The 21,298-nt window shown below is 47.8% G+C and carries 18 protein-coding genes and 2 tRNA genes; all 20 read right to left on the bottom strand.

The genetic code is table 11. From position 1 onward, the window contains the following. Positions 1–78: 78 nt before the first annotated feature. The 20 genes from H7T88_RS14400 to pyrR all read right to left on the bottom strand — a co-directional run bounded on the left by H7T88_RS14400 (position 79) and on the right by pyrR (position 21,027). Positions 79–408, bottom strand: coding sequence for a DUF1904 family protein (locus H7T88_RS14400; RefSeq protein WP_221788989.1), 330 nt, complete (start codon positions 406–408; stop codon positions 79–81). Between the two features lie 158 nt (positions 409–566). Beyond that, the gene (locus tag H7T88_RS14395) at positions 567–689 is read right to left on the bottom strand and encodes a sporulation protein YjcZ (protein WP_090923721.1); all 123 of its coding nucleotides are present in this window, start codon (positions 687–689) and stop codon (positions 567–569) included. 228 nt (positions 690–917) lie between these two features. Next, positions 918–1,097, bottom strand: coding sequence for a hypothetical protein (locus tag H7T88_RS14390; RefSeq protein WP_221788987.1), 180 nt, complete (start codon positions 1,095–1,097; stop codon positions 918–920). Positions 1,098–1,222: 125 nt separating this feature from the next. Further along, on the bottom strand, positions 1,223–2,794 hold the full coding sequence (locus tag H7T88_RS14385; protein WP_260510914.1) for an SAM-dependent methyltransferase: 1,572 nt from the start codon (positions 2,792–2,794) through the stop codon (positions 1,223–1,225). Between the two features lie 269 nt (positions 2,795–3,063). Continuing rightward, positions 3,064–3,486 (bottom strand): hypothetical protein, encoded by a 423-nt coding sequence (locus tag H7T88_RS14380; RefSeq protein ID WP_221788985.1) that lies wholly within the window; start codon positions 3,484–3,486, stop codon positions 3,064–3,066. Positions 3,487–3,710: 224 nt separating this feature from the next. Further along, positions 3,711–3,784: transfer RNA gene (locus H7T88_RS14375), tRNA-Ile, on the bottom strand. Positions 3,785–3,842: 58 nt separating this feature from the next. After that, positions 3,843–3,916, bottom strand: a tRNA-Met gene (locus tag H7T88_RS14370). A gap of 69 nt (positions 3,917–3,985) precedes the next feature. After that, the gene (locus H7T88_RS14365) at positions 3,986–4,150 is read right to left on the bottom strand and encodes a hypothetical protein (RefSeq protein ID WP_186331731.1); all 165 of its coding nucleotides are present in this window, start codon (positions 4,148–4,150) and stop codon (positions 3,986–3,988) included. A 185-nt stretch (positions 4,151–4,335) separates the two neighbouring features. Beyond that, positions 4,336–5,787 (bottom strand): ABC transporter substrate-binding protein, encoded by a 1,452-nt coding sequence (locus H7T88_RS14360; protein WP_221788984.1) that lies wholly within the window; start codon positions 5,785–5,787, stop codon positions 4,336–4,338. A gap of 21 nt (positions 5,788–5,808) precedes the next feature. Next, positions 5,809–6,672, bottom strand: coding sequence for an ABC transporter ATP-binding protein (locus H7T88_RS14355; protein WP_221788983.1), 864 nt, complete (start codon positions 6,670–6,672; stop codon positions 5,809–5,811). A gap of 2 nt (positions 6,673–6,674) precedes the next feature. Continuing rightward, positions 6,675–9,584, bottom strand: a complete 2,910-nt coding sequence (locus H7T88_RS14350) for an ABC transporter permease (protein ID WP_221788982.1) — start codon at positions 9,582–9,584, stop codon at positions 6,675–6,677. Beyond that, positions 9,584–10,699 carry an efflux RND transporter periplasmic adaptor subunit gene (locus tag H7T88_RS14345; protein ID WP_221788981.1) on the bottom strand — a complete coding sequence of 372 codons (1,116 nt, stop codon included), beginning with the start codon at positions 10,697–10,699 and terminating at the stop codon, positions 9,584–9,586. Before H7T88_RS14345 ends, H7T88_RS14350 begins: the two co-directional genes overlap by 1 nt. Then, positions 10,662–11,591, bottom strand: a complete 930-nt coding sequence (locus H7T88_RS14340) for an ABC transporter ATP-binding protein (RefSeq protein ID WP_260510913.1) — start codon at positions 11,589–11,591, stop codon at positions 10,662–10,664. The genes H7T88_RS14345 and H7T88_RS14340 overlap by 38 nt, the downstream gene beginning before the upstream one ends. Before the next feature lie 291 nt (positions 11,592–11,882). Continuing rightward, on the bottom strand, positions 11,883–12,524 hold the full coding sequence (gene pyrE / locus H7T88_RS14335) for an orotate phosphoribosyltransferase (RefSeq protein ID WP_090923728.1): 642 nt from the start codon (positions 12,522–12,524) through the stop codon (positions 11,883–11,885). Then, positions 12,521–13,261: an orotidine-5'-phosphate decarboxylase gene (pyrF, locus tag H7T88_RS14330; protein WP_312027622.1), complete on the bottom strand. Its 741-nt coding sequence runs from the start codon at positions 13,259–13,261 to the stop codon at positions 12,521–12,523. Before pyrF ends, pyrE begins: the two co-directional genes overlap by 4 nt. Before the next feature lie 106 nt (positions 13,262–13,367). Continuing rightward, a complete protein-coding gene (gene carB / locus H7T88_RS14325) occupies positions 13,368–16,583 on the bottom strand; it encodes a carbamoyl-phosphate synthase large subunit (protein ID WP_221788980.1) in 3,216 nt (1,071 codons plus the stop codon). A gap of 1 nt (position 16,584) precedes the next feature. After that, the gene (gene carA / locus H7T88_RS14320; RefSeq protein ID WP_090923731.1) at positions 16,585–17,727 is read right to left on the bottom strand and encodes a glutamine-hydrolyzing carbamoyl-phosphate synthase small subunit; all 1,143 of its coding nucleotides are present in this window, start codon (positions 17,725–17,727) and stop codon (positions 16,585–16,587) included. Positions 17,728–18,123: 396 nt separating this feature from the next. Then, positions 18,124–19,428, bottom strand: a complete 1,305-nt coding sequence (gene pyrC / locus H7T88_RS14315; RefSeq protein ID WP_221788979.1) for a dihydroorotase — start codon at positions 19,426–19,428, stop codon at positions 18,124–18,126. A gap of 124 nt (positions 19,429–19,552) precedes the next feature. Next, complete coding sequence (locus H7T88_RS14310) at positions 19,553–20,464, bottom strand: aspartate carbamoyltransferase catalytic subunit (RefSeq protein ID WP_423246140.1); 912 nt, start codon at positions 20,462–20,464, stop codon at positions 19,553–19,555. Then, positions 20,464–21,027, bottom strand: coding sequence for a bifunctional pyr operon transcriptional regulator/uracil phosphoribosyltransferase PyrR (gene pyrR / locus H7T88_RS14305; protein WP_154888148.1), 564 nt, complete (start codon positions 21,025–21,027; stop codon positions 20,464–20,466). The genes H7T88_RS14310 and pyrR overlap by 1 nt, the downstream gene beginning before the upstream one ends. Positions 21,028–21,298 lie beyond the last annotated feature (271 nt).

The raw sequence follows: 21,298 nt of genomic DNA, 5'->3' as shown, positions 1-21,298 counted from the left end.
GCTGCTTCTCTCCAAGCAGCTTATTCGTTTTTCTTTTTTCGAAATGTATCCTGAGCTTCTCGTATCTTCCCCCGTCGTCTAATCCAATCGGTAATCTGTTAGCGGCTTGCCTTTCTTATAGTACAAATGAGGGGATAATATATTGAAAAAAATGTGCACATCCGGCAGACCAGCCTTCTCTAGAATAGACTGCATGGATGATGCAATTCGATCATGTATCTCCTGATCACGCTGAAACATCAAAATCTCTATGGACGCCGGGGATGGTGTTAAGGCTTGTACATCATGACGTTCTGCTTTCATTCGTTCCTGCGGAATATGAGTAATTAAGGCCATTTGTTCGGTAATTTGAGGCACAACTTCCTCCAGTTTAGAACCCGTGAATCCTTTGAATCGTATAAACGGCATTGCGATCCCTTCAATCTCTGTTAGTAGTCTCCTTATGTGATTTTAAGCACATTGTTTTCAGTTGTCAAATGTCATTCATGTCATATTGGGCTGTAAAACAAGAGCAAAGCCCCACCAAAGTCTTGGTGGAGCTGATGCATGCGCGTCTGACCGTTATCTTACAGCCAGAAAGATTTTGTGATGATGACGAGCAAAATGAAGAGAACAAGGATTGCGCTAGTCGAAGTCCACGCTCCGCCAAATCCACCAACATTGCCACAACCGTATCCAACATGACTCATTTAATTGGCCTCCTTTGAATTTCAAGGTATGCCATAACATATGCGTATTATCCCCAAGTGACAGGGCGAATGTCCAAGTCTGATCGCCCAATCCTTGGGAGTGTATCATCGTCAATGATAACGGCTTTCCTATTGGGCCTGTGCGTTGACTCTAGAAGAAAAGCCGAATCCTCCCACTAGTTTAGGTATGACTTGACCTATGGTCCTTATCCTTATCGTCTTATGTAACTAACCTTTAATTCCTTCGATCTGATCAAAAATGGCTTGTCCATCATAGCCGGAATTCCGGTCCATATCTTTTTTAAGTGAGATCAGATCACTCATACTGTTGCTATTTCCACTAAGAATGCTAAGAGCCCCTACAAGCCACAACAACGGAAGCAACAAAATAGATAGGCCTTTTTTCATTGCTCTCCCTCCTCCCCAATCATTACTTAAAATTGGAATTAGTTCCTTTTTATTATACGCCAACGATCGAAGGAGGGTTTCATTTTAATGGCATTCAACTAGTATAGCTGGTTGCGAACCGGAACTCACTCCAAACCGTCCAGAAGCGCAGCGGCATCTTCATGGTTCGGATCTATTTTAATTACACGGCGAGCGTAGACAAGTGCCTCCTGTTCCAGTTCCAACTCATAACAACACACAGCCAGATCATACAACACCGTTATCTGTTGTACATCAGATTCAGCAGTCAGCGCGTCCGGGTCACCAGTCAGTAATTCCTCCAGGAACATTTTAGCCTCTTCGTACATAAACATCTCCAACAATAACTGACCTGATACGAAAGCAACCTGATTCCGATTTTTCATTGGATAATAGGAAGACCACATCCGTCTAATGCCAGAGTGAAGGTCGAACATCTCCTCATCGCTCGCATCATCCAAAAGCTTCTTGAACCGGGGAAATGCAACCATCAAAAACTCGGCATCGTACCCGCCCAATCGCCAGAAAGCCAGAAGCTGTCTGAGATCCATCTGTTCCACTTTAAGGTCTGCCCATTCTTTTAGACTAAAGAAATCGTCTGGACCAAATCGTTCAACAAAGCGATGATAAGCCAGCCTTGTATTCACATAGCTAATTGAATCTTCCAGCATTAAAATCATGCCAACGTTCAGATCCTTATAATGATGTGCCGTAAAATACGTAGAAGCACCCTGTTGTTCCAGTACAGCCTTTATCGCATGATAATTAGCTGAGAGTGAGAAACTGCCATGAAACGCGAATTCAGGCGGCTCCGCATATTTCCAGTAATCCAGCCGATGATCCCCTTTATCCGCGGTAATTAACATATAACCCGACCGGGAAAGCTTGCTTAATCGTTCGAGACAGCCTAGTCCTGTGGAGGGAAGCAAAATATGAGAATCCTCCAGTTCGGCTCGGTACAGCGAGATGAGCTCTTCGTATGGGTAGGTCTCTTCCATATACTCGGGTGCGGGACGATAGTTATATTTCAGTGTCATATTTTCCAGGATTTCGGCAGGCTTCTGTTCTGCTATATGCTGTGGAAGTTCTACAAGTAGATCACACTCAAACACTTGCCCTTCCCCAATGTATATCAAGTCCTGCGGAATACTATCAAAGAAGTAATTGGCAATGAGTAGTAGCGGTTGTTGCAGATCCCCTTGCCTTATTGTTTTTTCGGACATAACCAGATTCAATGCAGTATCGTGCACCGCATCAAAACGTGCAAAATCCAGTACTCCCTGCTCTATGTATGTTTGCATCGAAGGAAGCTCTTTCCAGGCCGTCACATTCTCCATAGCCAGGTCTGTCATCACATAACGGAAAGGCGGTAGCTCCATGCCCGCAATTTCCTTCAACACACACAGCTTGTTGAGCACCTGATGCGCCAGCCTACCTGCTCCTGCACCAAGTTCAACGATGGTAACCATCTCATGCTGTTCACCTTTGAGCGCCAGATCCTGTAAAAAGCTGAAAATCATTTCAGCATAGGCTGTTGCAATAAACGGATTGCTCGTTATATATTGTGGTACCTGGTGATTCTCCCAAGCCTCCAGTCCCATCTGTTCATAATAAGCTCTCTGCCAATCCCAAACCGGCGCTTCACTAAAACGGACATACTGACCTTCTTTCTTCATCATCACTTATATCAAACTCGCTTTCTATCTATTTTATTAGGACCTAGTCATCTGATTCTATGAAAAAAACTATTATATCATATCCTTCTGATTCTAATTTCTATACTCTGTTCATTCTTCCCCGAATGAAGAGCGACATTCAAACCTGCTTTAGCAAAAAAAAGCCCGCTTCATGAGAAGCAGGCACAACGTCAATAAAATAATATTCATAAAATTCACATCAAAAAAACAGCTTGATCTAACTTCTTTATTTTTATCATCCAACAAACTATTTAGTCAGAGTACAGAGCACCGTCAAAATTCTCAGGGCCAACACGAACAGTACCAAGCAAGTTAGAACTAATAAATGCTGTGTACGTTAATTGTGGGGTGATTGGTGGGTTAAAATCATCTGCTGAGAACGTGATGACCTGCGGTGCAAGCACACTCAAACTAAATGTTGAAGTCGCAGAGTATATAACGGGGTCAGTTGAAAGCGTACCTCTAACAATGGTAATTGTAACCCCAACAAGTGCAAGAGGAAGTTGTACCGTAACGGTTCCTTTCATCTGAACACGCGGGTTAGCACCAATATTTTCTGCAACAAGACCGATTTGACCAAATAGTTGTGGCGTGTTAATTACAAGAATCGGTATTGCAATAGAGTTCGCCAAACTCGCATTCTGCGACGTTCTTGCATCAATAAATTGACTCATGAAATCTACCTCCTAAGTGTTGGAATAGGATAGTATATGTGAGAATCAGATTCTGGCATGGACATACATACACTTGGCAAAAAAAAGTTGTATGTCTAGAAGAGTATTGCAGCTAGTGGACTCCGTCAATCCAACGTATCGCACAACACTAATCCGCTATAAACTATGAATTTCGTCACTATGAAAACAGAAAAAAACCCTTGCATCGCAAGGGTTCTGAAATATGGGCCCTACAGGACTCGAACCTGTGACCAATCGGTTATGAGCCGACCGCTCTAACCAACTGAGCTAAGGGCCCTAGACAAATGATATATAACAGTGCAGATGATCGCCGTAAATCATCCAGTAAAGCTATATTGCGGGGGCAGGATTTGAACCTGCGGCCTTCGGGTTATGAGCCCGACGAGCTACCGGGCTGCTCCACCCCGCGTCGTTAAAATTAATAAACAGCGACTTAATTAATATACACTATTACTCCATTACAAGTCAAGGGGTAATCTCAGGGAATAAATCGTACACCATACCGACCTTTACGTGAACGATACACTTCAACTTCTTCAGGCTCATTGTGTCCGTAAATCCAGCCATCCTGCTCCAGTCTTTTCGCCAGGCAGCCTGCTTGAAATTTCGTTGTATACAGCTTGCTGAAATATACCCATTTCATCCTGTTCGTCCTTTCCAAAGGGTTCATATACTGCTGTTACTTGTAGAATACCCCAAATTCGTAAAAATAGCCGCCAGAGATCATAAAATCTCCAGCGGCCATATTCATCTTAAAGATCATGATTAATTGGATGTTACTGGTGTTAACTGATCTGCCTAAATGTTTGATACGGTGAAAAGCATAACTTATTGGAACGTTGCTTTAGGGTCTTTTTTCAACTTCGCAAGCATCTCGTTCCCTTTGGCTGCCCATTCACCCAGTGCTTCTTTCGGTGTCTTTTTGTTTTCCAGCACCTGATTAAAATACTCCATGCCTTTGTCGCTTACCTGCCACAGTCCAGGCATCTTTTGATACATTTTATCCAGATTCGTGTTGGTTGGAGGCACCGGCTTCAACGTGTAGAACGCCTGAATATTGTAATCAAGGCCGTCTTTTGGTTTAATAAAGCTTTTCCGGGATACCAATTCATAGCTGCTACGTGCCTTGATCTTCGCCCAATCCTCGCTATTCATATACTTGATCAGTTCCCAAGCATCATCCGGGTTCTGAGCGGAGCTGTTGATGGCCATCAAACTGCTAAGATAGATATTACCTCCGACCTCAGGAGCTTCTGGATGAACAGGAGGGGTAACTACATCCCAATCTATTTTCGTAAAATCTTTCATTTTATCTGCATTTTTATTCGCATCAATTAATTGATTGATGTAATTGTAATCCCCGATCGCCATCGCTGTTTTGCCACTAAGGAACAAGTCACCCTGAACAGGATTGTAGCGTCCTTCTGTTTGCTGATCCTGTGGCTCGTCACCTTTCGGGATGACTTTGTCAATCGCCAGCTTGCTGACAGTACTCCACACTTTCTCCCATTGCGGAGAATCTACGGTCATCTTTTCTGCCTTGTCGTCAAAAACTTTCAACTGCAACGAATTATAATACTGTTGCATAGAGTAATACGGAGAGCCGCCGTTATACGTGCTGAAGGACATTCCGAAGACATGGTCTTTACCTTCCCCTTTAGTAAGGCGAGTCGCCAGATTAAAGATATCGTCCCACGTCATTTTGTCTGTTGGCGGTTCAACACCCGCTTTTTCGAACATCCCCTTGTTATAGAACAAAGCAGAGGAGGAGAATGTTGGTGTCAGCGCATAAATGTTCTGGTCACCCAGATCTTTGATCCCCTCAAGCACACTTGGCACGATGTCGCTGGTGTCAAATTTGTCTTCCTGCATTAACGGATCAAGCTGCTTAACCATGTTCTCCTGAATTAACGACTTGATCGTAGCCGTATCCGCTACAACGACATCCACGGGATTATCTCCTGTCATAATTTTCTTCAAGCTCTCCATGGTATCTGGCATTTCGTTTGCTTGTTCGGAATTCCCAAAGCCATACATACTGCCCTGATCAACCGCAGGCACGATTTCTACCGTGACATTTTTGTGTGTGAGCTCGAAAGCATCCGTAAATTGCTGACGGAAGTAGCTGTCATCCTGTCCTCCCCAGAGTGTCGCTACGCGCAGTACGCGCTGTTCATTATCCGTATTCTCACTCGCTGTACACCCTGCAATGAGTGGCAACGCCAGTGTTGCTGTTGCCATGATGGCCAGCACACGTTTTCCCCACAACCTGTTTTTCATCTCCCATTTCCCCCTCGTATATTATCTTGGCGGTGTAATCACAATACGTTCACCGTCGAATTCCAATGTGGCCCGGCTATCAATGGATAAGGCTTCCAGATACTCTCTCGGCACCTGAAGCCTCCCTGCACGATCAATAATGACAAAAGCTTCATGAACGTCAGGTGCACCTGCTTCAGACAGTCCCTGATCATCATCCAGATTCGGATTGCGTTTCACAAATTCAGTGCTCGTCAGGCCATCCCGAATCGCAACGATCCGATCAACCTTGCCAGCAAGCGTCAAGTCATGGGTAACAATGACAATGGTGACTCCAAGTTCCTTATTCATTTTGCGAAAAATGTTCATGATTGTATCACAAGTCTCGGAATCGACGGAACCTGTAGGCTCATCTGCCAGCAAAATCTTCGGCCGGTTGGACAAGGAGATCGCAATCGCTACACGCTGCTGCTCCCCGCCCGACAGCTGATGCAGTTTGTTATGCATCCGATCCTTCAGACCAACCCATTCGAGTAGCTGCATGGCGTATTTACGATCACGTTTGCCACCCAAAATCATCGGTGTTTCCACATTTTCCAGTGCGGTGAGATAAGGCAGCAAATTGCGACCGTTATTTTGCCAGATGAATCCGACGGTGTGACGTTTGTATTCCACTAGTTGAGCATCCGTCATTTTAAGCAGATCCCAATCTCCGACCACCGCCGTGCCAGCGGTAGGGCGGTCCAGACCGCCAAGGATGTTAAGCAGTGTTGACTTACCACTACCGCTGTTGCCGATGATCGCCATCATTTCGCCTTGATTGACGGTCAGATTGAGACCTTGAAGGGCAACGACTTCCACATCGCTGGATTTAAAAATTTTGACAAGTCCTTCGCATTGGATCACGTTTACCTCTCCTCTCCCATTTTGACCGCCTGATGAACTCTGAGCCTGCGAATCTGCCAGAGCAACATCGATGCTCCGATGATCAGCATGACTACGGTTACGCCATACAGTTGCAGCATATCCTGCTGTTCAAAGACGATGCGGAATGGCGGAACCTGCGCAGACACGTTATCGGTCGTTTGCAGGAATGGCAGGAAGAGCCTGCTTGAAACCTGACCAATGCTAATCCCCAGCAGGATTGAAAGCCCCGCCGTGAATACCTGCTCCAGCAATAACATACCGCTGAGCTGTGCTCTGGATAGACCCATTGCCCGCAGGACACCAAACTGTACCACACGTCCCGAGAGGTTAAAGAACCAGTACAGCACATATCCGATTAACGAGATGATTACCGATACCAGGAAACCCAAACTCAGAATGCCGAACACCCCGCCCCTGGATGGATGTTTGCCCTGAGTGACCAGTTCGGTTCGCACATCACGGACAGAGGATAGCTCAATGCCTTCTGCCGCGAGTTTCTCCATTAATGGAGCTACCTTGGCATCCGGTTTCATTTTTAACCATACCTCATAGGGGATTAGTGGCACCTGATCGTAAATATAATCCAGATTAGCCACGAAGAATGGCATCTGATCCGGGTATTGCGAAGGCCAGTATGGAATAATGCCAAAAACAACAAATTCTATCGCTTGACCCTGTATCCCCATGGAGACCATGTCTCCCGTTTTGAGCTTGAACTTGTCGGCAAATTTTGAAGAGATCAGTACAGCCCCTTCATATTTGCCAAGCAAATCAAGATATTTGTAAGGATGTGCAGGGAATAAATCGTTACGGAACCAGGCTACTTGGGCAAAGTCTACATTATCGATACCGACGAGCATCCCTTGTCCGCCGGATTTACCCGAGACAATAATGTTGCCCTTCGTTTGCAGTACCCGTGCAGCATGCTCCACACCGTTTAATTGGCGGAACACTTCAAATGGTGGCTCGGAGTATATGATTTTGGTTGGTTGCGATGAACCGCCACCGCCAGGAGCTCCGCCACCGCCATTGCCTCCACCAGCGCCACCACCGGCCCCTCCGCTGCCTCCACCTTGCTGCCCACCGCCTGATCCGCCGCCCTGTCCAGAGCCTCCTGGCTTCACCTCGGGGGTTCCTTCCCATACCGTTTGCATAATAACATCTGAGCCATAACGGTATAACGTGCGTTCGGTTGAATTCAAATCAATGGTTCGCGCTGCGGCCGAATTATACACCCCAAGGCCGAGCGTAAGCACCAATAGAATCATGAGCGGGTAATAGGATGAAGACGAGCGAGATAACTGTGTCAACGTCAGATACATTGGAACTGGCAATAGCTTGCGTCCGATCAACTGTATCAGTTTCAAAATCCATGGGAACAAACGCAGGAAAAACAGTCCAAGCGCAAAGATCGCTAGCGCAGGTACAAAGAACAGAAACGGCTGTACCTGTAGCTGATCCGTCGTCATCCCCGTCTGGAACGTCAGCATCTGACGTTCATAAAACAGATAGTATCCATATCCCGCCAGCCCAAGGAGTCCCACATCGAGGAACCAGCGTTGCCACAACGGCGCACGATCGGTACGTGCCTGGCGCCTTTTGGCGGATACAATCGTTGCCCGTGCATACGTAATTGCCGGAATCAGTGATGCAATAATAGCAACCAATACCGCTGCCACGCCAAGCAGAATCGCTTCTTTGGAGACACCAATCGGAATGGATTTCCGATCTACAAAGGATAAGAATCCACTTGCCGAGCCGATACTCTTCGCCATGAACCATCCCAAAAGCGGCCCAACAACCAGTGCAATCACACCTAGGAAAATGCCTTCAAGCAGATAGAGAGAAAAAATCTGACGAGCCGAGGCTCCACGGCTGCGAAGCACAGCAATGTCACTTTCCTGCTTTTGTAGAGACTGTCTGGCATTCATCGCGATAAAATAAAAGACCATTGCAATCATTGGTGCAGCGAGCGTAAACAGCATCGTCTGCAGCTGCAGACTCTGGCTACGGAATTGTTTGAGCAGATCACCGAAGGTAATATCGACCTTGGTATCTTTCAGCCGCTGATAGAGATCGATATCCAGCCGTTCCAGCACAGAGCTTAGGCCAGATAACTGGCTGGTTTGAACCTCTTTCAGATCAAATGCATAGTACCAGCGTGAATTCTGTAGCGGAATACCCTTTTCTTTGAGTAATACGTCATTAAAAACCGATTCATTCACATAAAGTCCATTCATCATACCGTCAAAGCCTTGAACCCAATAAGGACTATTCGGATTGTCGGCCTTGAACGAACCTGTAATTTTGACACGCAGCGTGATATCCAGACCACTGTAGATCGGGTATTCCAGAACATCCCCCACATGCAGATCATTCCGGTACATCCCTTCTTCCAGCATGGCGACTTCAATGACGTCGTCTTTGACCTGATTCCCAGGTTTGACACCCGCCGAGTAGTTCACCTGTGCATCCAGCCCGCTCATCGTACCGAGTGTCATGCTGCGCACGCGGCTTGCATCCACTTTGGTCGGATCTTCAGGATTGACCTCTGTACTACGAATGGATCTTGAATTCACATACGTATGAAATGGAAACCCGATATCGCGAGGGACATCCTCACGAATGTAGCGATCCACCTCATCCAGTCCTCTGGTATCCGTCTTTGCACCCCCGGGTGCCTGGTAACTCATTAACAGCGATCCCGCTGGCAAACCCTCACTGTTATCCTGCAGCGTCTGCGCGACAACCCGTTTCAACGCACCATCGGCATACATTGGAATACTGACGGTGAACGCTACCGCCACAATCAAGCCGATTAATGTGCTGAAAGTCATCCAGCGTGTATTCCACATTTTGCGGAATAGTAGCCGAAGCAATGGCAGCCCCATTAGCGTCCCACAACTTTCTGACCAACCGTCAGACCTTTCAGAATCTCGACATCGGTTGATGTCTGCTGTCCAACCTCAACGTCCACTTCACGCTTGCTTCCATCATTCTCGATCACCTGAACATAGGTTCTGGAACCGATGGAGCGCAGAGCAGATACAGGAATGACAATTGCGTTCTCCGTACGCTGGGTTACGATGGAAACCGTTAAAGGCGTACCGCGTTCTACATTTTTCGGCATCTTCGCCAAGGTAACAAGAACATATTGATCCAGCGTTTCCTTCGGCGGAGGTGAGCCTCCTTGGCCCTGACCTGATCCATTGCCATTATTGTTACTTGAAGCATCAGCCGTAGGCATTGCTTTGATCTTGCCAGCCACTTTGCCAGCACCGTTGATGTCAACTTCAGCCTTCATGCCAGACGTAAATTTCTCCAGATCCTCCTTGGCAAATGTAGCCGCCACAACCAGATTGGACGTATCCGCAATGGTCGCAATAGGATCATACGCTTTGACCGATGCGCCCTTCTCCACTTGAACCGCAATAATGGTACCTCCAAATGGAGCCGTCAACGTGGATTGTCCCAGCTTTTCTTCCAGATCAGCAAGCTCCTGACGAAGTTCTTCAAAAGCAATGGTCGCTTCTTCAAACTCCACCGGGTCCATCTCATCCTTCTTGCGCAGCGTTTCCTTCATCTGCACTTCCGATTTTCGAATCTGAAGCCGCTTGCCGCGAATCTCCTTCTCCACACTTGTTACGTCGAGGACAGCGAGAACCTGTCCTTTCTGCACTTTATCCCCCGTTTTTACATTTAACTCCTGAATGTGCATGCCATCCAGCGTAAAATATACTTTTTCTTCACGCTGACTCATCAGCTTGCCACTACCGCTCACCTTTTTTTCCAGCGTCTCCGTACGGACTTCATATTCCGGTTTTTTGGAGATCGTTGGTGGTGTTATTGGTGGAAGCACCTCTTCCTCCGATTCAGATGGTAGCAATGAACAGCCTGACATCGTTGCAACGAGTATTGCACCAAGTACAACAAGCGCTGTGCGTTTCCCCCTCTTCGGAACGGCACCTTTACGTGAGAAATCTGCCGTCCGCCATTTCATAAACATGGTCCGCAACCTCCAAAATTGTAGGATCGTGTGTAGTCATACATATCGTTACTTGTTCTACTTCAATGATATTGCGGAACACAGCCATAACCTGTGCACCCATTTTGGAATCCAGCTCCGCCGTTGGTTCATCCGCAAGCAGCAACCGGGGCCTATGTGCAATCGCTTTAGCGATGGCCACCCGCTGCTGTTCCCCCCCGGACATTTCAAAAGGCCGGTGCTTGACACGTTTGCTCAGTCCAACTAGATCCAGACAGTGATCTACTCTGTCCTTCCATTCCGATCGCGGTACATCCGCCATACGGAGCGAAAGCTCTACATTTTCCCAAGCAGATAATAAAGGCATGAGTGCATACGCTTGAAAAATAAATCCAATCTCTCTGCGCCGCAAAGCTGTTCGCCGCTGATCTCCCCAATCCTGAAGAGGCTGTCCGGAGAATAGAATCTCTCCACTGGAAGGCTGGTCAAGTCCGCCAAGCATGTTCAGCAATGTTGTTTTTCCTGAGCCAGACCGTCCTTTCAGCATAACAAGTTGCTGGGGCTTTACTTCCATATCGATGCCTTTGAGCACATGAATGATACGACTGCCTGTCTGAAAGCTACGATGAACGTTGCGTACCTCCAACACGGGTCCATCATACGGAGGCAACAGTTCCTTTCTCGGTTTCACTTTGGTCTTCTGCGGTGTTTCCTCTATGGCGATAGCCGTTGCAGACTCCTCCATAGCAGATACCTCATCTGACGTGAGCGCTTCCGCGCTTAGAGGTTCGGGCTCCGTTATGTACGAAGATTCTTCCGATGCAGCCCTTTTCTCCAGCTTAGGTTGTTCCTGCTCGCGTTCATCACCCGATTGGCTCTTGGCAGTTCTTTTCCTTGAAAATAACTTTTTCATGCCAGCAATCACGCTCATCCTCTCTTGTTATGCCGCGCATTTCCTTCATGCGCCCTAAATCTAGAAATCTGTTCCATGCTACACTGAATTATAAACGACTGCTCTTCACTAAAAGTTACAAGCTTTTTACAACGTCAGTGTGAAAAAGTTAATATTTTGATGAACATAACAAAAAAGCACCCCAAGTTACGGGATGCCTCTTGATTATTCGATAGATTTGCCGTCATTACGGGAATCATTACAATTTTGATACCGTTTGCTGAGCAACAGTCTATTGTTGATGGGATGATATTATTTACCAAATGAAGAAGGATCTTCACGCCACGATTGAAGCAGTGCAAAATCACTCTCTTGAATGGTTCCTTGAGCCAACGCAACATCCATCAGCGCTGTATAATTGGACAGCGTTTGTAGCGGTATGCCGGCTTCCTCGAACGCTTTCACACCTTTATCCAGCTGATAGCTGAAAATGGCAAGAACTGCGAGTGGAGTCGCTCCTGCTACTCGTACAGCTTCTGCCGCTTTAATCGAACTTCCTCCGGTTGAAATCAAATCCTCGATCACGACTACTTTCTGTCCTTCGCTGATTAAACCTTCAATCAGATTTTCCTTGCCGTGACCTTTCGCTTTATCTCGAATATAGGCCATCGGCAAATTCAGCTTCTGAGCTACCCAGGCAGCGTGTGGAATGCCCGCGGTTGCTGTACCTGCAATCACTTCAGCATCTGGATATTGATCACGAATGATTGCGGCAAATGCTTCGGCAATATCGTTACGGATCTCAGGATAAGACATTGTCAGACGATTATCACAATAAATTGGTGATTTGATGCCGGATGTCCATGTGAATGGTTGCTGTGGACGCAGTGCCACCGCTTTGATTTTTAGCAACTGAGAAGCAATATGGTTTGGAATTTGGCTAAGTTCGATCATACGTTCAACATCTCCTTCAAAATGGTCTCTGCCGCTTCACGCGGGTTTGGTGCGCCGGTAATGGGTCTGCCCACAACGATGTAATGACTGCCTCTGCTAATAGCTTCACCGGGTGTCAGGACACGTGTCTGGTCACCGAGACCACTGCCTGCAGGACGAATGCCGGGGGTTACCGTGCGAAAATCACTGCCACAAGCTGCCCGAATCGCTGGCACTTCGAGCGGAGAAGCCACCACACCATCCAGTCCGGCTTCATGCGCCAGCCCCGCATAACGAACGACCGCTTGCTCTACACTCCCAGGGATACCGATCTCGTTATTCATCGTTTCCAGACTGGTGCTGGTCAATTGTGTCACAGCGATAATCTCAGGTCTTTTCAGCGAAGAATCAGTAGCGAGGGCAGCTTCCGCGCCTTCACGTGCTGCACGCATCATGCTGGCCCCACCCGCCGCATGTACATTAAACATGTCCACTCCAAGACGTGTGATGCTTTCGGCTCCGCCACGCACGGTGTTTGGAATATCATGCATTTTCACGTCAAGAAACACGGAGTACCCTCTCGCTTTCAACTCCCGAATAAAGTCCGGACCCGCTGCATAGAACAACTGCATGCCGACCTTGAGATAACAAGGAATACCCTCAAGAGCTTGTACCAGTTTCTGTGCCTCATCTGCCCCCGGATAATCGAGTGCAACCATCAGACGTCCAGCCATTTCATTGAAATTCGGGTGATTCATATCCCAACGCCCCTTCCGCGTGCTCATTTTTTCCGTTTTTACCCGATATAAAGGACATCCCGCCAGCCCGCAGGCTGACTGATGTCCTTCATCAAGTGACTATTCATTATACAAAGGCTGGCATAGCCTCCGAGGAGAAATTGATCGTTTGTAGCATAATCAGCAACGCACGAATGGTATCCAGGGAAGTCATACATACCACACCATTCTCAACCGCTTCACGGCGGATACGGAATCCGTCACGTTGTGGCGTTTTACCTTTAGTCAGGGTATTGAACACAAAGTTCGCTTCACCACTGCGGATCATATCAAGAATGTTAGGTGAGCCTTCGCTCAATTTGTTCACAACGGTTACTGGAATGTTAGCCGCTTGAAGAGCAGCTGCCGTTCCGCCAGTTGCCATGATTTTGTATCCCAGTCTGTAGAAACCTTCGAGCAAAGGTACTGCTTCGTCCTTGTCTTTGTCTGCGACAGTAACCACAATGGCTCCAGTAGCTGGAATTTTCATTCCCGCACCGATCAGACCTTTGAACAGAGCTTTCGCATAGTTCGGGTCACGTCCCATAACCTCACCTGTTGATTTCATCTCAGGTCCGAGAGTTGGTTCAACACGGCGCAACTTCGCGAAGGAGAACACAGGTACTTTTACCGATACGTGATCCGCTTCCGGCCACAGACCATCTACATAACCCAGGTCTTTCAGTTTCACACCCAAGATCGCTTGTGTTGCCAGGTTCGCCATTGGTATGTTCGTTACTTTACTCAGGAAAGGAACCGTCCGGGAAGAACGCGGGTTAACCTCGATAACATAAACTTGACCCTCGTGAATAACAAACTGGATGTTTACCAAACCGATGGTTTTCAGTTCCTTGGCAATTTTGATCGTGATCTCTACAATTTTTTCTTTCAGATCTGCCGACAGATGCTGCGGTGGATATACCGCAATCGAGTCACCGGAGTGTACCCCTGCGCGTTCGATATGCTCCATGATGCCTGGAACCAGTACCGTTTCACCGTCACAGATGGCGTCTACTTCCACTTCTTTACCCAGCATGTAACGGTCGATCAGAACCGGATGCTCTGGATTGATTTTTACCGCTTGCTCCATGTAAGTCAAGAGTTCTGCATCGGAGTATACAATCTCCATTGCACGACCGCCCAGGACATACGAAGGACGAACGAGTACAGGATATCCGAGTGATTGAGCTGTTTCCACAGCATCGTCTACGGAAGTGACCGTTTTACCTTTCGGCTGTGCAATCTCCAGACGGGAGAGCAACCGCTCGAACTTCTTGCGATCCTCTGCTTCATCAATGCTTTCCAGATCCGTTCCCAGGATCGTTACTCCTGCATTGCGCAGCGGTGCTGCCAGGTTGATAGCCGTTTGACCACCGAACTGTACGATAACACCTACCGGTTGCTCTTGTTCAATGACGTTCATCACATCCTCGAAGAACAGCGGTTCGAAGTACAAGCGGTCAGAAGTGTTAAAGTCTGTGGATACAGTCTCCGGGTTATTATTGATAATAACCGCCTCGTATCCTGCTTTCTGCAAAGCCCATACTGCATGTACTGTGGAGTAGTCGAACTCAATACCTTGACCTATCCGGATCGGGCCGGAACCCAGCACCACGACTTTTTTCTTGTCGGAAGGAATGACTTCATTCTCTGTTTCATATGTCGAGTAGTAGTATGGCGTTGTTGCTTCAAACTCGGCCGCACAGGTATCTACCATTTTGTAAACCGGACGAAGGTTCTCCTCTTCACGACGTGCTCTGACTTCTGCTTCGGTCGTCAATGTACCACCAGGTTGACCTTCGGCACGCAATTCAGCGATAGCACGGTCCGTAAAACCAAGACGTTTCGCTTGATAGAGCGTTTCGGAAGTCAATTCGGATTCAGCGCGAACACGGTCTTCGAACTTAATAAGTCCTTCGATTTTATCCAGGAACCACCAGTCGATCTTGGTCAGATCCTGCAGTTGTTGCAGCGTATAACCTCTGCGGAAAGCTTCCGCAATCAGGAACATACGTTCATCGTCTGCTTTCATCAGACGTTCGTTCAGCGTGGTTTCATCCAGTGTTTCTGCACCTTTCAGGTACAGACGGTGTACACCGATCTCCAGGGAACGAACCGCTTTGTGAATGGACTCTTCAAACGTACGTCCAATCGCCATAACTTCGCCTGTTGCTTTCATCTGTGTACCCAGCTTCCTATTCGCCGATGTGAACTTGTCAAACGGCCAGCGTGGAATTTTACTTACGATATAGTCAAGTGTTGGCTCAAAGCAAGCGTATGTTTGGCCTGTAACCGGGTTAACGATCTCATCCAGTGTGTAACCCATCGCGATTTTGGCAGCCATTTTTGCGATCGGATAACCTGTTGCTTTGGAAGCCAGCGCCGAAGAACGGCTTACACGCGGGTTAACCTCGATTACGTAATATTGGAAACTGTGCGGATCAAGTGCGAATTGAACGTTACATCCTCCCTCAATATTCAGGGCACGGATGATTTTCAGGGAAGCGGAACGCAACATTTGGTATTCACGGTCAGACAACGTTTGGCTCGGCGCCACAACGATACTGTCACCTGTATGAACGCCTACCGGGTCAAAGTTTTCCATGTTGCAGACTACGATGCAGTTATCGTTTTTGTCACGCATAACCTCGTACTCGACTTCTTTCATACCGGCGATGCTTTTCTCTACCAGACATTGACCAATCGGGCTGTAACGAATTCCGGCTGCTACGGTTTCGCGCAACTCTTCTTCGTTTGCACAGATTCCGCCGCCTGTTCCGCCAAGGGTATAGGCCGGGCGCACGATGATTGGATAACCGATCTCACCAGCAAATTCCAGTGATTCTTCCAGTGTTGTAACGATGACACTTTCTGGTACGGGTTGTTCCAGCTCACGCATCAGATCACGGAACAGATCTCGGTCTTCCGCCTTTTCTATGGACGTCAGTTGTGTTCCGAGCAATTTCACGTTTTCACGTTCAAGCACACCCGCACGTGCGAGTTCAACAGCCATGTTCAGACCTGTTTGGCCGCCCAGTGTTGGCAACAAACCGTCTGGACGTTCCTGACGAATGATTTGGGTTACAAAATCCAGCGTAATTGGCTCAATGTACACTTTGTCAGCCATATTGGTATCCGTCATGATTGTTGCAGGGTTACTGTTAATGAGTACAACTTCCACGCCTTCTTCTTTCAGAGCCTGGCAAGCTTGCGTACCGGCATAGTCGAACTCGGCTGCTTGACCGATGACGATTGGACCGGAACCAATCACCAGGATTTTTTTGAGATCTTTGTTAATCGGCATGTTATTGCGCTCCTTTCACTGCGGCTGCCAATACGGCTTGACGCGGCTTTTGCGGGTTAGTGATCTTGTGCTCACGAATCATCTCGATGAAACGATCAAACAGGTAGCTGTTATCATAAGGTCCTGGCGCTGCTTCCGGGTGATACTGTACGGAGAAGGCAGGATATTTTTTATGTTTCAGACCTTCGATGGTCTTGTCATTATTGTTGATATGTGTAACTTCAAGATCTGTGCTTTTCACAGACTCTTCGTTTACCGTGTAACCGTGGTTTTGGGATGTGATGAAGCAACGTCCACTCTCCAGTTCTTTAACCGGGTGATTGCCTCCGCGGTGTCCAAACTTGAGTTTTTCCGTGTCTGCGCCTGCTGCCAGGGCGAACAACTGGTGACCCAGGCAGATACCGAAGATCGGATATTCACCGAGCAACTCGCTGATCATGTTCACGGCATGAGGTACGTCTTTCGGGTCCCCAGGGCCGTTGGACAATTGAATGCCATCCGGATTTAGGCGACGAATCTCGTCAGCTGTTACGTCGTGTGGTACGACAACAACGTCACAGTTACGTTTGCTCAGTTCACGCAAAATCCCTGTTTTTGCGCCGTAGTCGACCAGTACGATACGTTCTGCTGTTCCCGGGCTATTGTACACATGCTCTGTAGATGTCATAGGCACTTGGTTACGCAATTGCTCAATCGTAGTGTCCCCCATCATCTCCAGCAGTTCTTCGACAGGTTTCGATCCTGTTGTGAGAATTCCCTTCATTGTACCGTGGTGACGAATCCGGCGAGTCAACATCCGTGTATCAATCTCGCTGATCCCTACGATACCGTATTCTTTCAGCAGATTATCCACGCTGTACTCTGCACGCCAGTTGCTTGGCGTTGGCTCATGGCGTCGTACTACGAAACCGTGCACGTACGGACGAATCGACTCAAAGTCATCCCGGGTAATCCCGTAGTTACCGATCAATGGATACGTCATCGTTACGATCTGGCCACAGTATGAAGGATCTGAAAGTACCTCTTGATAGCCTGTAATTCCCGTATTAAAAACGACCTCTCCTGTCGTTTCACCTTCCGCACCAAATGCTTTTCCGGTGAACAGCGTGCCGTCTTCCAACAATAATCTTGCCTGTCCCTGCATCCCATTTCACTCCCTCTGTGTTTATCAAAGTTGAATTCTTGGAGTTGAACATTTGCGACGTTACGTTAGCTGTAGCTTCGTGGTCAGAAAACCCTGCGATCGCTGTTATCCCCGGATTTTTTTGATGCCCTTTGCCAAAGGGAAAAATCCGGTGATAAAGGCGAACGCTTCGCTTCTTCGGGTTCTTTCTGCCCACTCCGCAGTTACGTTCGAGTCTATGTTCAAAAGCAGATTTCAACTTTTCTTTGTTGCGTATATTTGACTCAAGGCCTGAACTTGCCTTGAGTTTATTCATAAAAAGTTATTACTGATTAAGCTTTTAGTTCGTTAAAAAAATAGTTGTTATAATTGCCATTGTATCTTTTTAACGATGTATTACGTCAGCATAGTGCTGTTTTATTGCTCTAACGTGTTATTCCATACACTTTTGCCATTCACCCATGTTTGTACCGGCCAGCCTTTCAGCTTCCAGCCCGTGAACGGTGTGTTTCTGCCTTTTGTTGCGAACGTTGCCGGATCAACCGCCTTCTCTTGATTCAGATCAATCATCGTCAGATCGGCAGGTGCTCCTGCTTCGAGCTTGCCAGTATCCAGTCGGAATACGCGAGCCGGATCAGCCGTCATACGTTTGACCAGAAAGTCTAACGTCCACAATCCCGTTTCAACAAACTTGGTGTACAGCAGCGGGAAGGCCGTTTCGAATCCAACGATACCGAATGGTGCGAGCTCCATGCCTTTGGCTTTCTCTTCTTCACTATGGGGTGCATGGTCAGTCACGATCATGTCGAGCGTTCCATCCTGCAAACCTTCGATACAAGCCTGCACATCACGTGGTGAGCGCAGTGGCGGGTTCATTTTCCAATTTGCATCCATGCCTGGAATGTCTTCATCGGATAGAACAAGGTGGTGTGGACATACCTCAGCAGTCACCTTGATGCCGATCGATTTCGCCAGACGAATCAGACGAACCGATTGTTCTGTACTGACATGGCACACATGGTAGTGTACACCTGTTGCTTCTGCGAGCAGGATGTCGCGGCCTACGTGAATGGCTTCTGACTCGTTCGGGATGCCTTTGATACCATGGCGTTTGGAGAATTCACCTTCGGTGACATACCCTCCAACTACCAGAGAATCATCCTCACAATGGGCAATCACGGGCATATCCATGCTGGCTGCGAGGCTCATGGCGTCCTTCATCATTTGCGCATTCTGTACGCCAACTCCGTCGTCCGTGAAACCAATCGCACCCGCAGCTTTTAATGCGGAAAAGTCGGTCAATTCACGGCCTAGTTCGTTTTTGGTAATCGCCGCATATGGCAACACTTTAACCAAATCTGCTTCTTTTGCTTTGTTCAGTACCAGTTCTACAACCTCAGGTGTATCGGTTACCGGTCTTGTATTTGGCATGCAGGCAATGGTTGTAAACCCGCCTTGCGCAGCGGAGCGAGCTCCTGTTTCGATCGTCTCTTTATGTTCGAATCCAGGCTCGCGTAGATGCACATGCATATCGATTAATCCAGGGATCACCAGCTTGCCTGATGCATCCGTTACCTGCTCTGCTGACTTCTCGGCGTTCCGTACGATTTCATCTTCCGGGCCAGCTATCGTTTTAATTTTACCTTCTTCTATAAGAATGGTTTTCCGTTCAAGTTCCCCTTGTTGATTCAAGACGTTTGCGTTTTTTATCACCTGTACCATAATTGCCCTCCGCTTCGGTTCTGTCCAGCAGGATAGATCCGCTAGATGAATGTTTTATCGTCTACTCTTTCGTTGGTGTGCAAGAACATCGTCTCGCCAGCCTATGACTCTATGCTAGGCCCTGTTACAGCTTCATCGCACGTTCCATAACCGCCATTCGGATCGGAACTCCGTTTGCCATCTGTGGGAAAATTCGTGATGCTTCACTCTCTACAACCGCATCATCGACTTCAACGTTACGGTTCACAGGAGCAGGGTGCATAATAATCGTACTTGGCTTCAGGCGTGACGCCCGTTCTTCCGTCAATCCGTAGTGTTCGCGATAATCCTCAGCTGAAGTGATCAGGCCATGTTGATGACGTTCCAGTTGAACCCGGAGCATCATGACTACGTCAGCATCCAGCGCTTCTTCAAGACCTACATAAGGTGCGTGCTGTGCAAGCTCCGGTGCCTGCATCGTTTGCGGTGCGCAGAAACGTACATCTGCACCAAACTTTTGCAGTGCCCACAAGTTAGAGCGTGCTACCCGGCTATGCATGATATCTCCGATGATCGAGACACGTAAACCTTTCAGTTCACCAAATGCCTTCCGCATCGTATAGAGATCAAGGAGCGCCTGCGTCGGATGCTCATTATTGCCATCTCCCGCATTCACTAACGGCACACTGACCTTTTGAGCCAGTTGTTGCAAGACACCAGCCGGTTTCAAGCGAATGACCCCTGCATCGATCCCCATGGATTCAAGTGTTCGAACCGTGTCGTAGATCGACTCTCCCTTTTCTACACTTGATGCAGCTGCTGTGAAGTTCAATACCTGAGCTCCCAGTCGCTTCTCTGCCATTTCAAATGAAAATCGGGTGCGGGTACTGTTCTCGAAGAACATGTTCGCTACAAAGCGGGACTCCAGGATCGGAACGAGTTTTTCCTTCTGTGCTTCCCAGTGGGCTGCGCGGTTCAGAATAGACTCGATTTCGTCACGGCTAATGTCTTTCAATCCAAGCAAGCTCCGGTCTTTCAACGCTGTCTGTGTAATCATCATGCTTGCTCCCCTCGGTTCTGTATGATTTTGACCTCATCCTGTCCGTCTGTCTCCATGAGTGCAACCTCGATCTCTTCTGATTTGGATGTCGGCACGTTTTTGCCAATAAAATCAGGCCTGATCGGTAGTTCCCGGTGTCCACGGTCTGCAAGTACTGCCAGCTGTATGTTCTGTGGTCTTCCACAGTCCATCAGCGCATCCATCGCAGCTCGTATTGTGCGTCCGGTGTACAACACATCATCGAACAAAATCACTTTTTTGTTATGAATGGAAAGTGATTCAGGTGTCATAATCAACAGTTCCTTGCGATTCGTCTGGTTATCATCCAGTCGGTCATCACGATAGAGGGTTACATCAAGTTCTCCCCAGGGAACTTTGGCGCCTTCAATCTCTTCGATCTTGGCGGCGATTCGTTCGGCCAGATATACTCCGCGGGTGCGGATTCCAACCAGCACGCAATCGTCGATGCCTTTGTTCTTCTCCAGTATTTCATGGGCAATCCTTGTCAATGCGCGGCGAATCGCCGTTTCATCCATAATGACATGTGTCTCTGTGCTCATGCGTTCAGCCTCCTCAGGATTTTCCTTCGAAACCATGGCCCCGTGACGAGGAGAACAAAAAAGACTCCTTGCCGTGTTTATTGGCAAGGAGTCTCCAAACTTCAGACGTCGCTGAAGAAAGTTTACTCTCGGGATGCATCATTATATCTGCCGCAACAAATAAATGATGGATCGTTCACGTTACCTTGCCAGTCTCACGGGACTGATTTAAAGGTGCTATTCATGTCGTGCATATGAGGAACCTCACAGAGTTCTGTCTCAATATGCCCGT

Source organism: Paenibacillus cucumis (ex Kampfer et al. 2016) (assembly GCF_019748695.1).
GTDB lineage: Bacteria > Bacillota > Bacilli > Paenibacillales > Paenibacillaceae > Paenibacillus > Paenibacillus polysaccharolyticus.
Note: the sequence above shows the minus strand (reverse complement) of the source record. Positions and strands in the feature narration are given on the sequence as shown.

What these genes read in the sequence shown, in the direction of transcription:
- H7T88_RS14400 (WP_221788989.1), bottom strand. Translation starts at nt 408, where the DNA reads ATGCCGTTTATACGATTCAAAGGATTCACGGGTTCTAAACTGGAGGAA.
- H7T88_RS14395 (WP_090923721.1), bottom strand. Translation starts at nt 689, where the DNA reads ATGAGTCATGTTGGATACGGTTGTGGCAATGTTGGTGGATTTGGCGGA.
- H7T88_RS14390 (WP_221788987.1), bottom strand. Translation starts at nt 1,097, where the DNA reads ATGAAAAAAGGCCTATCTATTTTGTTGCTTCCGTTGTTGTGGCTTGTA.
- H7T88_RS14385 (WP_260510914.1), bottom strand. Translation starts at nt 2,794, where the DNA reads ATGATGAAGAAAGAAGGTCAGTATGTCCGTTTTAGTGAAGCGCCGGTT.
- H7T88_RS14380 (WP_221788985.1), bottom strand. Translation starts at nt 3,486, where the DNA reads ATGAGTCAATTTATTGATGCAAGAACGTCGCAGAATGCGAGTTTGGCG.
- H7T88_RS14365 (WP_186331731.1), bottom strand. Translation starts at nt 4,150, where the DNA reads ATGAAATGGGTATATTTCAGCAAGCTGTATACAACGAAATTTCAAGCA.
- H7T88_RS14360 (WP_221788984.1), bottom strand. Translation starts at nt 5,787, where the DNA reads ATGAAAAACAGGTTGTGGGGAAAACGTGTGCTGGCCATCATGGCAACA.
- H7T88_RS14350 (WP_221788982.1), bottom strand. Translation starts at nt 9,584, where the DNA reads ATGGGGCTGCCATTGCTTCGGCTACTATTCCGCAAAATGTGGAATACA.
- H7T88_RS14345 (WP_221788981.1), bottom strand. Translation starts at nt 10,699, where the DNA reads ATGTTTATGAAATGGCGGACGGCAGATTTCTCACGTAAAGGTGCCGTT.
- H7T88_RS14340 (WP_260510913.1), bottom strand. Translation starts at nt 11,591, where the DNA reads ATGAAAAAGTTATTTTCAAGGAAAAGAACTGCCAAGAGCCAATCGGGT.
- pyrE (WP_090923728.1), bottom strand. Translation starts at nt 12,524, where the DNA reads ATGATCGAACTTAGCCAAATTCCAAACCATATTGCTTCTCAGTTGCTA.
- pyrF (WP_312027622.1), bottom strand. Translation starts at nt 13,261, where the DNA reads ATGAATCACCCGAATTTCAATGAAATGGCTGGACGTCTGATGGTTGCA.
- carB (WP_221788980.1), bottom strand. Translation starts at nt 16,583, where the DNA reads ATGCCGATTAACAAAGATCTCAAAAAAATCCTGGTGATTGGTTCCGGT.
- carA (WP_090923731.1), bottom strand. Translation starts at nt 17,727, where the DNA reads ATGCAGGGACAGGCAAGATTATTGTTGGAAGACGGCACGCTGTTCACC.
- pyrC (WP_221788979.1), bottom strand. Translation starts at nt 19,428, where the DNA reads ATGGTACAGGTGATAAAAAACGCAAACGTCTTGAATCAACAAGGGGAA.
- H7T88_RS14310 (WP_423246140.1), bottom strand. Translation starts at nt 20,464, where the DNA reads ATGATTACACAGACAGCGTTGAAAGACCGGAGCTTGCTTGGATTGAAA.
- pyrR (WP_154888148.1), bottom strand. Translation starts at nt 21,027, where the DNA reads ATGAGCACAGAGACACATGTCATTATGGATGAAACGGCGATTCGCCGC.